This window comes from Caballeronia glebae, from assembly GCF_001545035.1.
GTDB classification, from domain to species: domain Bacteria; phylum Pseudomonadota; class Gammaproteobacteria; order Burkholderiales; family Burkholderiaceae; genus Caballeronia; species Caballeronia glebae.
The window spans coordinates 100,630-113,282 of the sequence record NZ_FCOJ02000012.1; the positions used below are offsets into that span (position 1 = coordinate 100,630).

At 62.7% G+C, this 12,653-nt stretch carries 9 protein-coding genes; 3 read left to right on the forward strand and 6 right to left on the reverse strand.

Annotated features, from left to right (window positions below):
• Positions 1-15 precede the first annotated feature (15 nt).
• On the forward strand, positions 16-963 hold the full coding sequence (locus AWB82_RS11000) for a choline ABC transporter substrate-binding protein (protein ID WP_086967162.1): 948 nt from the start codon (positions 16-18) through the stop codon (positions 961-963).
• A 42-nt stretch (positions 964-1,005) separates the two neighbouring features.
• Here the strand turns inward: AWB82_RS11000 and adiC are convergent, their stop codons facing one another.
• From adiC to AWB82_RS11030, 6 genes are all read right to left on the reverse strand, one after another.
• A complete protein-coding gene (gene adiC, locus AWB82_RS11005; RefSeq protein ID WP_086967163.1) occupies positions 1,006-2,334 on the reverse strand; it encodes an arginine/agmatine antiporter in 1,329 nt (442 codons plus the stop codon).
• Between the two features lie 2 nt (positions 2,335-2,336).
• Entirely contained in the window at positions 2,337-4,652 is a 2,316-nt protein-coding gene (locus AWB82_RS11010; protein WP_086967164.1) for an Orn/Lys/Arg family decarboxylase, read from the reverse strand.
• Entirely contained in the window at positions 4,652-6,988 is a 2,337-nt protein-coding gene (locus tag AWB82_RS11015) for an Orn/Lys/Arg family decarboxylase (protein WP_235023258.1), read from the reverse strand. Before AWB82_RS11015 ends, AWB82_RS11010 begins: the two co-directional genes overlap by 1 nt.
• A 230-nt stretch (positions 6,989-7,218) precedes the next feature.
• Entirely contained in the window at positions 7,219-7,986 is a 768-nt protein-coding gene (locus tag AWB82_RS11020) for a class II aldolase/adducin family protein (protein WP_086967166.1), read from the reverse strand.
• A 49-nt stretch (positions 7,987-8,035) separates the two neighbouring features.
• A complete protein-coding gene (locus AWB82_RS11025) occupies positions 8,036-9,124 on the reverse strand; it encodes a GlxA family transcriptional regulator (protein ID WP_086967167.1) in 1,089 nt (362 codons plus the stop codon).
• A gap of 137 nt (positions 9,125-9,261) precedes the next feature.
• The gene (locus AWB82_RS11030) at positions 9,262-9,576 is read right to left on the reverse strand and encodes a hypothetical protein (protein ID WP_086967168.1); all 315 of its coding nucleotides are present in this window, start codon (positions 9,574-9,576) and stop codon (positions 9,262-9,264) included.
• A gap of 386 nt (positions 9,577-9,962) precedes the next feature.
• On the opposite strand from AWB82_RS11030, the gene AWB82_RS11035 reads away from it, so the two are divergent.
• Together AWB82_RS11035 and AWB82_RS11040 are read left to right on the forward strand one after the other, a co-directional pair.
• Entirely contained in the window at positions 9,963-11,357 is a 1,395-nt protein-coding gene (locus tag AWB82_RS11035; RefSeq protein WP_086967169.1) for an L-serine ammonia-lyase, read from the forward strand.
• Between the two features lie 40 nt (positions 11,358-11,397).
• On the forward strand, positions 11,398-12,642 hold the full coding sequence (locus AWB82_RS11040) for a sarcosine oxidase subunit beta family protein (RefSeq protein WP_086967170.1): 1,245 nt from the start codon (positions 11,398-11,400) through the stop codon (positions 12,640-12,642).
• Positions 12,643-12,653: the final 11 nt, after the last annotated feature.

Below are 12,653 nucleotides of genomic sequence, written 5' to 3' on the forward strand. Positions count from 1 at the left end.
CTGGGAGAGAGATACATGAAACGATTGTGGATCGCGTCGATGGCGGCGGCGATGCTGTCGGGTGCCTACGTGGCGAACGCCGCCGAGCCCGCCGCGTGCAGGAACGTGCGCTTCGCGGATGTCGGCTGGACGGATATTGCCGCGACCACCGGACTTGCATCAACCGTTCTTCAGGGGCTGGGCTACAACCCGACGAAGACGATCGCATCGGTTCCCATTACGTTCGCCGGCGTGAAGAGCAAGCAGATCGACGTGTTCCTCGGCTACTGGTCGCCGACGATGGACCCGATGATCGATTCGTTCAGGAAAGCTAATCAGGTGAAGGTTTTGCCGACGCCGAACCTGACGGGCGGGAAGTACACGCTCGCGGTGCCGGATTATGCGTATCAGGCGGGCATCAGGAACTTCAGCGACATCGCGAAGAACTACGACAAGCTCGACGGCAAGATCTACGGCATCGAGCCGGGTAACGACGGCAACGCGCTCATCAAGAAGATGATCGACAACAACATGTACGGACTCGGCAAGTTCAAGCTGGTGGAGTCTAGCGAGGCGGGCATGCTCGTCGAAGTGAATCGCGCGACTCGCGAAAAGAAGCCGATCGTGTTTCTCGGCTGGGAGCCGCATCCGATGAACGTGCAGATGAAGATCGACTATCTCGCGGGCGGCGACGATGTATTCGGTCCGAACTATGGCGAGGCGAAAGTGCTGACCGTCACGCCGACCGACTACGACACGCGCTGCCCGAATGTCGCGAAGCTCGTGTCGAACCTGCAGTTCACCACAGATATCGAGAACCACGTGATGCTGCCGATCATGAACAAGACGGATGCGAACAAGGCGGCGCGCGAGTGGCTCAAGGCGAATCCGGCCGTGCTCGACAAATGGCTCGCGGGCGTGAAGACGTTCGACGGGAAGGAGGGGTTGCCGGCGGTGAAGGCATACGTCGCCGCCGGCAACTGAGCGCCGATAAGCGCGCTCGTCTGGATCAGGCGAATGCGCGCTTCATTGAGCGGCCGGCGGATCGAGCGGAAAGGCCGCCTTGTGCGTGCGGTTATATGTCACCGCGTAGGTCGCGGTGGTTGCGAGCACGACGACGAACGACCACAGCACCTGCTGCGGGTTAGACCCGACGATTGCCCACAGCGAGTACACAAACGCGACGAGCATGATGGCCGTGTAACGGCGCTTCAAGTCGCCCAGATGTCCCTGGCCGAGCACGAGCAGCGCCGCGCACGTGAAGATATACGGCACGAGCGTGAAAATGACGCTGACGCCCGACACCACGCCGAATTGCTTGCTCGCGTTCGGCGAGATGCTCGTGAGTTGTGTCGCGGTCATCAGCAGGCCGACGACGACCAGTCCGGCGACCGGCACGCCTTCTTTGTTCACCTTGCCGAAGATCGGCGCGAACAGCCGGTCGTCGGCGGCGGCTTTGGCCGTTTGCGCTGTGACCAGAATCCATCCGCCGAGCGAGCCCAGGCAGCCCAACGCGGCGCATAACGCGACGATCGCACCGCCTTTCTCGCCGAGCATGATCTTCACCGCGTCACCGAAGGGCGAAGCCGATATCTGAAGCGCGTGATTCGGGATGATGCCCATGATGGCCGTGGACGAAAGCACATACGACACGGCCGCGATGAGCACGCCGCCGACCGTTGCGATCGGCACGTTCTTCTTCGGATTCTCGACGATGCCCGCTGAAACGGCCGCGGTCTCGACGCCGATGAACGACCACAGCGTCACATTCAGCGTGCTTTGAACCGCGTCGAAGGAGTCATGTCCGCTGACGTTCCACGCGCTCATGTACAACTCGGGCTTGAACCAGAACCAGCCCGCGAATGCCACGCCGACGATCGGCACGAGCGCAAGCACGGTCGTGACCGATTGCACGCGAGTCATGACCGAGGGCCCGAGGATGTTGACGAACACGAACAGCCACATGACGGCGATGCAAGCGAACGTCAGCACGAGCGGATGCTTCAACGCCGGAATGAAATAGCTGAGATAGCCCACTCCCACCACGGCGATCGCGATATTCCCGATCCATGCCGAGAGCCAGTACAGCATGTTGACCTGATAACCCGCGAACGGCCCGAAGGCCTTGCGCGCGAACGCGTAAGAGCCGCCCGCCGAGGGATCGATGGACGACATCTTCGCGTACACGAGCGACAACGCGACCGCGCCGGTGATCGTCACGAGCCAGCCAAAGATCGCGATACCGCCCGTCGCGGCGAGGTTGGCAGGCAGCATGAACACGCCGGAACCCATGATGTTTCCCGCGACCATTAGCGTGGCGGGCACGACGCCGACTTTCCTTACGACATTGCTCATCGTTACGCCCTATTTTTTTTGACGCACCAAAAATGGTATTTGCCTTGCTGTAGCACGGCGCCTTCGACTTCCTTCTCGAAACCGGGAAACGCCGCGCTCCAGGCTTCGAGCGAACGCAAATACGCGAGCCACGGTCCGTCCAGCGGACCGGTGTCCTCGCCGGGCATGAGAATGGGAATCCCCGGCGGATAGGGAATCGCACCGACTGCGATCGTGCGCCCGGACATCTGTTCGAGCGAAAGCAGTTCGACGTCTCCCTTCATCAGCTTCGCGTTCGCCGCGCGGGGCGTGAGGACCGGCCGGGGCAAGGTGCCGAATGCGGCCGCCTGCGATTTATCCATCGCCGTGGCTTTCATCATGTCGAACATCGCGTTGGCGAGGTCGCGCAGGCCCATGCCGTCGTAGCGCTCGCGCGCATCCTTAACGAGATCGGGCAAGACTTCAGCGAGCGGACGGTTCTCGTCGTAGTCGCGCTTGAAGTGCAGCAAGGTGTTCGCGAGCGTGCCCCATTTGCCCTTCGTGATGCCGACCGAGAAGAGGCACAGCACCATGAAGTCGGTCGTGCGCGACGGGATGATTCCGTGCCGGTAGAGATACGCGCTCACGACGGCGGCGGGAATGCCCGACGCTTCGAGCTCGCCGTCCTCGCCCATGCCGGGGCAGACAATGCCCGCCTTGATCGGATCGAGCATGCACCAGCCGTCGGGAATGGCGTCGAAGCCGTGCCAGGTATCGCCGGGGTGAAGCACCCAGCAGTTCGGGTCGGTGGCGAGGATATCTCTTGGCGCATCGGCGAAAGCGATACGCGCGCCGGTTTGCGGATCGGTGACTTCGGGCGCATTCCACGGCGAGAAGAACCATTCGCCCTTGTTCGACAGTTCCCGATGCGCGCGGGCGAGCGCTTGCCGGAAGTCGACCGCTTCGTTGATGACCTCTTGCGTCAGCATGCGGCCTTGCGGGCCATCCATCATCGATGCGCCGATTTCGTTCGCGGCGATGATCGGATAGAACGGAGAGGTCGTGCCCTGAGCCATGTACGCTTCGTTGAAGCGGCTGTGGACCATTGGCCTTCGTCCGTTGCGGATATGCACGTAGGATGCCTGCGAAAACGCGGCGAGCAGTTTGTGCGTCGAATGCGTGACGAACACGGTGGCGTCGCTCTCACTGTGCTCGCGCCGGTCGCCGCGCATGCCGAAGCGGTTCTCATACAGCGGATTGAAGCGCGCATAGGCGTACCAAGCTTCGTCGAAGTGAATCACGTCCACGGATTCTTCGAGCAGTCGCTGCACCGCCGAAGCGTCGTAACACATGCCGTCGTAGGTGCAGTTCGTCACGACGGCATAGACCGGCTTACGCTTCTTCGCGCGCGAAACGAGCGGGTGATTGCCGATCTTGCCTTCGATCGACGCCGCGCTGAACTCGCCCGGCGCAATCGGCCCGATGATGCCGTAGCGGTTGCGCGTGGGGAGAAGGAAAACAGGAATGCCGCCCGTCATGACGAGCCCTTGCTCGATCGACTTGTGGCAGTTGCGGTCGCACACGGCAAACTCGTCGTCGGCCACGACCGCCGACATGATCGTCCGGTTCGAGCCCGACGTGCCATTCAGCACGGAATAGCTGACGTGCGCGCCGAATATGCGTGCAGCGTACCGTTCCGCTTCGCCGCACGGACCTTCGTGATCGAGCAGCGAACCGAGCGGGGTACGCTCGATACCGGTGTCGCTGCGGAAGATGTTTTCACCGAAGAAGTCGAAGAAGAGGCGGCCTTGCGGCGACTTGGTGAACGCGACGCCACCTTGATGACCGGGCGCGGCCCAGGAATATTCGCGGGTCGCCGCATAGTCGAGCAGCGCTTTGGTGAACGGCGGCAGCAGGCTCTCGGCATAGCGGCGCATGGCGACGAGCGCGCGTCCGGCGATGAACGGACCCGTGTCTTCGAGCGTCCAGACAAATTCGTTGGCGAGCGACATCGCTTCGAGATCGGGAGGCCGCTCGCCCGAGCGATCGCTCATCAGGAAAATCGGCACCTGCGCATTGCGCGCGCGAATCGTGCGCAGAAGGCTCAGCGCCGTGGCGTCGCTGCTGTGATCCGCGCGCCGCGTGTTCCAGTGAACGAATATGCAGTCGATGTCGGCATCCGCGGCGACGATGGACTCGCCGTCATCCAGCGTCGATGCGCGCATGACCTCAATGTCGCGCGCCTCGAACTCGCTCGTCAGATCGCGCACGACGTGGCCCCCGATGCTCGACGGACTGGCGAGCGTCTCGTCGACGATCAACACGCGATACCGCAGCCGCTTGCTGGTACGTTCAATCATTATTGTTTCCCCTCGATAGCCTTGATGCATGCAATGCGATACACCCCGTCTTCGACTTCCACGCCGTGCGTATCGTGGGCGAAGCCCGGGAAGCGCGTGTCGAAGGCCTCAAGCGCTTTCAGATAACCGAGGATGGGCCCGTTCGCCGCGCCGGCATTCTCGCCGGGCATCAGAAGCGGAATGCCCGGCGGATAAGGCACGACGCCCGTCGCCACGGTGCGTCCTTCGAGCTGATCGAGCGTCAGCCGTTCGATGTCGTTGCGCACGAGCTTTTCGTAGGCTTCGGTCGGACTGAGGTCGGGGCGCGGCAGCGTCGAATAGGCGCGCGACATCAGCTCCGTTGTTTCCAGTTCCCTCATCGCGCCGAACATGCGGCCGCACAGATCACGCAAGCCAAGGCCGCGATAGGGCTGCGGGTACCGCGTGATGAGATCCGGCAGGACATGATCGAGCAGCGCATTCGCGTCATAGTCGCGTTTGAAGTCGAGCAGCGTATTGACGAGCGTGCCCCATTTGCCTTTCGTGATGCCGAGAGAGAACAGTATGAGGATGGTGAAGTCGGCGGTCTTTTCCACCACGATGCCGTGCGCGTCCAGGTACGCGGTGACGACGCACGCGGGAATGCCTGTCGGGAGCAGTCCGCCTTCGCGCGCGACGCCCGGCGTTACGATGGACATCTTGATCGGGTCGAGCATGCAGTAGCCGCTTTCGATATCGCCGAAGCCGTGCCAGTCCTCATGAGGATGCAGCACCCAGCACGACGGATCGGTCGCGAGCAAGTCTTCGCTCGCCTCGTGAAAGGCGACGCGCTGGCCAGAGGCGCGATCCGTGATCGTATCGGGCTGCCAGCCGGTGAAGAACCAGTCGCCGTTTGCTTCGAACTCCGTGTGCAAGCGGCTCAGCATCTGGCGGAAGGCGATAGCTTCACGGATGGATTCGTCAGTGAGAGCGAGGCCGCCGTTGCCGTCCATCATCGCCGCGCTGACGTCGTTCGACGCGATGATCGCGTATTGCGGCGACGTCGACGCATGCATCATGAACGCTTCGTTGAAGCGCGCATGCTCGATCGGATTGCGGCCGTCGCGGACATGAATGAGCGAGGCCTGAGACAGCGCCGCAAGCAGCTTATGCGTGGATTGCGTGGCGAAGACCGTGGGTCGCGTTTCATCGTGCGCGCCGGGGTCGCCGTGCATCGCGTGGCGTTCGCGGTAGATCGGGTTGAAGCGCGCATAGCCGTACCACGCTTCGTCGAAATGCAACCGGTCCACGCTTTCGCCGAGCAACGACTCGACGCGCGCGACGTTGTAACACAGCCCGTCGTAAGTGGAATTCGTCACGAGCGCGTGCACGGGCGTGGGGCTGACGCCGTCGCGTTCCTTCACGAGCGGATTCTGCTCGATCGCGCGCCGCACTGCCGCGGCGGTGAGGCGCTCAGGCATGATCGGCCCGATGATGCCGTAGCGATTGCGCGAGGGCACGAGGTAAGTGGGAATCGCGCCCGACATGGTCATCGCGTGTTCGACCGACTTGTGGCAATTGCGGTCGCACAGGGCGATCTGATTGCGCGCGACGCTTGCCATCAGAATGACTCGATTCGACGTGGAGGAACCGTTCGTCACGTGATACGAGCGGTGCGCACCGAACACGCGCGCGGCGTACCGCTCGCTTTCGCCGATCGGGCCGCTGTGATCGAGCAGCGAACCCAGCTCTCCGACGGAGATCGACAGATCGGAGCGAAACAGCGACTCGCCGAAAAACTCGAAGAACGCGCGGCCCGGCGCGGATTTGAGAAACGCCGTGCCACCGGTGTGGCCCGGTGTGTGCCACGAATACTCGTGCACGCGCGAAAAACGCACCAGCTCGCGGAACATGGGCGGCAGCACGGTTTCACGGTATCGCTCGATAGCCGCGATGACGCGGCCGCTGATGAACGACTCCGTGTCTTCGAGCAGCCAGATGAAATCGTCGGCCATCTTCATTGCTTCGACCGGCACGGCCGAGGCGCGCGTGCGGCTGGCCATCAGGAAAACGGGCACGGTCTCGCTGCGTTTGCGCATGGCGTCGAGTACGGCCAGCGGCCCGCGATGCGCTGCGCTGTCTTGTGCGTCGGGCAGTTCCCAGTCGAGCAGCAGGCATTGAATGGCGGGATCGGCGCCGATGACGTCGATGGCATCCGTGGCGCTCGCCGCCATGACAACGTCTACATCTCGTTCGCGCAAGGCATCGACGAGTGCTTGCGCCGTGCGCGCGCGTGCTGCGCCTGCGCGGCAATCCTGATAGACCATTAGCGCCTTCATGCCGAGGCGCGCCGAAGCAGGGTGTCTGCGTTTAGTCATTGAACTTCCATTCTTTGTTGAAGCAGCGGTGTCACCCGAATAAAAGGATAGGAAGCCTTATTATTCAGCGCGACAAACTATTCGTACCAAGAAGAATATGACTATACCGTAGACGAATTGCGCAATTCAGCAGGCAAGGCATTGCGCATTGCAAAGTCGGAAAATTCCCACTCTTGCGCGGTTTCCGGCGGCGCGAAGCCATGCAGCCGGAAACCGCTTAGGAGCGTGCGTCAGCTTCGATAATCGGTCCGCGCGCCGCCTTCGATCATTCGCAACGCCGCTTCCCACTGCAGCGCCATGATCCCGTCGGCTTCATCGCGACGATATTGCTCTGCGGTCAATTCGCACACCTTCTGCGACGGCAGATTCAATTCCGCATTCCCCGCCAGCGCGCGAATCTGAATCTCGCAGGCGCGTTCGAGAAAATACATTTCCTGAAACGCCTCCGGGATCGATTTGCCGCAAGTCAGCAAACCGTGGTTCTTCAGAATCATTGCGTTATGCGAGCCGAGATCGTTGACGAGGCGGTCGCGTTCGGCGAGATCCAGCGCAATGCCTTCGTAGTTGTGATACGCGATATGCCCGTAATACTTCAACGCATGCTGACTGATCGGCAACAAGCCCTGCTTCTGCGCCGATACCGCCGCGCCCGCCGCCGTATGCGTATGCACGACGCACGCGACATCGTGCCGCGCCATATGAACGGCGGAGTGAATCGTGAAGCCCGCCGGATTCACGCGATACCGAGTGGGATCGTCGCGCGCGCCCGGATCGACCGGTCGTCCTTCATGATCGATCTTCACGAGATCGGATGCACGCATCTCGTCGAACAGCACACCATAGCGATTGATCAGAAAGTGATGTTCGCGGCCCGGCACGCGCGCGCTGATGTGCGTGAAGATCATGTCGGTCCAGCGGAAGTGCCCGATCACGCGATACAGCGCCGCCAGATCGCAGCGCACCTGCCATTCTTCCTGTGAGTAGCCGTGAGTCTCCATGCCGTTCCTCCTTGGTTTGATGAGCCGCGGAAAACGTATACAGATTGCGCTAGATCGCCTGAGCGCGGCCCGGGAAAGTTTCGTCGTAATCCATTGCCTGAATCGCGTCCGACGTATCCGGCGCGCCGCCTTGCTCGCGATACATCATCGGCGGCAGGCCGAATTGCTTGCGGAATTCGCGGCCGAGATGCGAGGCATCGGAGAAGCCGCAGCTCGACGCGATATCCGCGACTGTCTTGTCGGAACTGGTCAGAAGCCACGCCGCCGTGCGCAGCCGCACCTGCTTCGCATACGCTTGCGGCGCCTTGCCTGTCTCCGCCTTGAAGAGGCGCTCCAGTTGCCGCGTCGAGAGATCGAGTTTGTGCGCCAGCTCGTCGAGCGTGAGCGAGCGGCCGACGTGCTGCTCCATCAGCAGGATCGCACGTTTCACTTTGGGATGCGTCGCGGGCGCGAGGCCCGGCGGATGCGGCTGCGGCGCATTCCCCTTCTGCATGTCGTCCACGAGCAGAATGCGCAGCGCCTTCTGCACCGTCGCCGTTTCGAAGTGACGCAGAAGAATGGCGGCCGCGACATCGATCGATGCACGCCCGCCCGAGCACGTGATGCGCCTTCGGTCGATCACGAACAGGCGGTCCGCGATGAGCGATTGCTCGTCGGCGTGCGGGAATCGCTCCACGAAGTCCCAGTAGTGAAACCAGCTCACGCAGATGCGATGCCCGTCGAGCACGCCCGCGCGCATCAGCGAGAACACGCCCGTGCACATGCCGACGAGCGTCGCATTCGACGCGGCCGCGCGGCGGATGAACTGCAGCGTCGCTTCGCTCGTCGCGGGGCCGGAATGCAGCAGACCGCCCACGACGACGACGTAATCGAACGGCTCCGCCTGCTCGTAGGTTTCCCACGGCGTGATCTGGATGCCGCAACTCGCGCGCACCGGCGCGAGCGTCTCGCCGATCACGCTCCACGAGCAGCGCACGGGGCGGCTGAAATCGCCTTCGTCGGCGGACAGGCGCAACAGATCGACGAAGCCGGCAAACGCGGTCAGCGTGAAGTTCGGCAGCAGAATGATGCCGAAGCGGATGCGCGATTTCGATTGACCGTCGACGGAGGACGGCGGAAGAGATTCTGCGGCATTCATGCGGGAGACATGCGGCTGGACGTTATCCGCCGAGCATAACACTCGGCCGCGAGCCTCGGGCGTGCGTCAGAAATGGAACGCGGCCGGCCTCGCGGGAGGCCGGCCGCGTGAACGGCGACGAAGCGAACAGGGGCGCTTCAGCCGCCGAGCACGGCGAAGCCCCACGCGAAAGCGCCGCCGACGAGCGCGCCCGTCGCGCGGCCGAGCACGCTCGCGATCGTGTAGTCGCCCCAGCGCTGCTCAATTTCGGCCTTCAACACGCCGAAGTAGCGCAACACGGGACCGATCGAGCAGAGCAGCGCCAGCGTGGCCCAGACGGGCGCCTGACGCGTGAGCACGCGATCGACTGCAAGTAGATCGACTGCCTGAAGCGCGGCGACGACAGCCGCGCCGACGAGGAAGGCGAAGATCCAGGATTTGAGGAACTGGTCGGGTAGGGCGTGAGATTCCATCGATGCACACCAGAAACGAATGAAAAGGCGGAAGGAGGAGCGATCCGAAGCGTGTCGGGGTGGCTCGCCTGATGACCTAGGGAATATACCGATACGCGCCCGCGTGACGCATCGGACGAGTCTCAAACATCCTGAAAGTGCAACGAAGATGCGCAAAAACGCCCTGGATGCGAAATGCTCTGTTACGCGGGTTCTTGGCGAAAACCGCGCGCCGGGCTTGCGTCCCCGCGCCGCAAATTCCACGGAAAACGACGCCGCCGTCGCGCCAAATGTGGCGCTGACGTCGCGGTCCCATTTCGATGGCGTTTTTGTTCTATCGGGTCTTTTCTGGGTTTGGTGCAATGAGCGCCATACCGGAACTCCTCGCCAACCCAAGGGACACGCCAATGAACGTAAGCGTCTTCGATCTGTTCAAGATCGGCATCGGACCGTCGAGTTCGCATACCGTCGGCCCGATGATCGCGGCGTGCCGTTTCGCGTCGCATATCGAAGACGCCAATCTGCTCGCTTTCGTCACCCGCGTGCGCGCCGAACTGTTCGGATCGCTCGGCGCGACCGGCAAGGGTCACGGCACCGACAAGGCCGTGCTGCTCGGCCTCGAAGGCAACCTGCCCGATCTCATCGATCCGGACACGATCGCGCCGCGTCTCGCGGAAATTCGCGCGACGAAGCGTCTGAAGTTGCTCGGCAAGCACGATGTGGTGTTCGAGGAGCGCGAACATATCGGCTTCTATCGCAAGCTGATGCCGGGCGCGCCGGGTTCGAGCATCGTGCATCCGAACGGCATGCGCTTTCAGGCGTTCGACGAGAGCGGCCAGTTGCTCGTCGAGAAGGAGTATTACTCGGTCGGCGGCGGCTTCGTGGTGAATCGCGAAGGCGATCGCGTGAACGGTCTGCGTGCGGGCAACACCGTGCCGCATCCGTTTCGCACCGGCGACGATCTCATGCGCGTCTGCCAGGAGACAGGTCTGTCTATCGCCGACGTGACGATGCGCAACGAATGCGCGAATCGCAGCGAAGCCGACGTGCGCGAATGCCTGCTCGCTGTATGGCGCGTGATGGCCGCGTGTGTCGAGCGCGGCTGCAAGGAGCGCGGCGAGTTGCCCGGTCCGATGCATGTGAAGCGCCGCGCGGCGGATTTATCCGCGTCGCTGCGTTCGCATTCGGAAGAGTCGCTGCGCGATCCGCTGTCGATGCTCGACTGGGTCAATCTCTACGCGATGGCCGTCAACGAAGAGAACGCGGCGGGCGGCCGTGTCGTCACCGCACCGACCAATGGCGCCGCCGGCGTGATTCCCGCCGTGCTGCTTTACTACGTGAAGTTCATGCACGGCTCGAACGACGAAGGCATCGTGCGCTTCCTTCTGACGGCCGCGGCTATCGGCATCATCTACAAGGAAACGGCTTCGATCTCCGGCGCGGAAGTGGGTTGCCAGGGCGAAGTCGGCGTCGCGTGTTCGATGGCCGCCGCCGCGCTCGCAGCGGTGATGGGCGGCACGCCCGCACAAGTGGAAAACGCCGCCGAAATCGGCATGGAACACAACCTCGGCATGACGTGCGACCCCGTCGGCGGCCTCGTGCAGATTCCGTGCATCGAGCGCAACGCGATGGGCGCGATCAAGGCGATCAACGCCGCGCGCATGGCGATGAAGGGCGACGGCACGCACTACGTGTCGCTTGACTCGGTCATCAAGACGATGCGCGAAACCGGCGCGGACATGAAGACGAAATACAAGGAGACGTCGCGCGGTGGCCTCGCCGTGAACGTCATCGAATGCTGATTAGCCCAAACGCTTAAACCTCGCATTGAAGGAAACACCCATGAGCCGCTACTCGATATTCAGCCTGCTGCGCAACGGCATGTCGTATCACGAGAACTGGGAGCGCCAGTGGCGCAGCCCCGAGCCCAAGCGCGAGTACGACGTGGTGATCGTCGGCGGCGGCGGCCATGGTCTCGCGACCGCGTATTACCTCGCGAAGGAACACGGCATCACGAACGTCGCGATTCTGGAGAAGGGCTGGATCGGCGGCGGCAATACCGCGCGCAACACGACCATCGTGCGTTCGAATTATCTGTGGGATGAATCGGCCGCGTTGTACGAGAAGGCGATGAAGCTGTGGGAAGGCCTCTCGCAAGACCTCAACTACAACGTGATGTTCTCGCAACGCGGCGTGATGAATCTCGCGCACACGCTGCAGGACGTGCGCGATACCGAGCGTCGCGTGAACGCGAACCGTCTCAATGGCGTCGATGCCGAGTTCCTCACGCCGCAGCAGATCAAGGAAATCGAGCCGACGATCAATCTCAACAGCCGCTATCCGGTGCTGGGCGCGTCGATTCAGCGTCGCGGCGGCGTCGCGCGTCACGATGCGGTCGCGTGGGGCTTCGCGCGCGGCGCGGACCGTGCGGGCGTGGACATCATCCAGAACTGTCAGGTCGTGGGCATTCGGCGCGACGGCAACCAGGTGACGGGCGTCGATACGACCAAGGGTTTCATCAAGGCGAAGAAGGTCGCGATCGTTGCCGCGGGCAACACGACGACGCTCGCGGACATGGCCGGCGTGCGTCTGCCGCTCGAAAGCCATCCGTTGCAGGCGCTCGTGTCGGAGCCGATCAAGCCGGTCGTGAATACGGTCGTGATGTCGAACGCGGTGCACGCGTACATCAGCCAGTCGGACAAGGGCGATCTCGTGATCGGCGCGGGCGTGGATCAGTACGCGGGCTTCGGTCAGCGCGGCAGTTTTCACATCATCGAAGGCACGCTGGAGGCGATCGTCGAAATGTTCCCGGTGTTCTCGCGCGTGCGCATGAATCGTCAGTGGGGCGGCATTGTCGATGTGTCGCCGGATGCGTGCCCGATCATCTCCAAGACGGACGTGAAGGGTCTCTACTTCAACTGCGGCTGGGGCACGGGCGGCTTCAAGGCGACGCCGGGCTCGGGCTGGGCGTATGCGCACACGATCGCGAAGGACGAGCCGCATGCGCTGAACGCGGCGTTCTCGCTGGAGCGCTTCTATACCGGACATCTCATCGACGAACACGGCGCGGCTGCCGTGGCTCACTAAACCGCATCGAG

Bases quoted from the DNA above. Each gene is read 5' to 3' on its own strand.
- AWB82_RS11030 (WP_086967168.1), bottom strand. From the start codon at position 9,576: ATGGAATCTCACGCCCTACCCGACCAGTTCCTCAAATCCTGGATCTTC.
- AWB82_RS11025 (WP_086967167.1), bottom strand. From the start codon at position 9,124: ATGAATGCCGCAGAATCTCTTCCGCCGTCCTCCGTCGACGGTCAATCG.
- AWB82_RS11015 (WP_235023258.1), bottom strand. From the start codon at position 6,988: ATGACTAAACGCAGACACCCTGCTTCGGCGCGCCTCGGCATGAAGGCG.
- adiC (WP_086967163.1), bottom strand. From the start codon at position 2,334: ATGAGCAATGTCGTAAGGAAAGTCGGCGTCGTGCCCGCCACGCTAATG.
- AWB82_RS11035 (WP_086967169.1), top strand. From the start codon at position 9,963: ATGAACGTAAGCGTCTTCGATCTGTTCAAGATCGGCATCGGACCGTCG.
- AWB82_RS11000 (WP_086967162.1), top strand. From the start codon at position 16: ATGAAACGATTGTGGATCGCGTCGATGGCGGCGGCGATGCTGTCGGGT.
- AWB82_RS11040 (WP_086967170.1), top strand. From the start codon at position 11,398: ATGAGCCGCTACTCGATATTCAGCCTGCTGCGCAACGGCATGTCGTAT.
- AWB82_RS11010 (WP_086967164.1), bottom strand. From the start codon at position 4,652: ATGATTGAACGTACCAGCAAGCGGCTGCGGTATCGCGTGTTGATCGTC.
- AWB82_RS11020 (WP_086967166.1), bottom strand. From the start codon at position 7,986: ATGGAGACTCACGGCTACTCACAGGAAGAATGGCAGGTGCGCTGCGAT.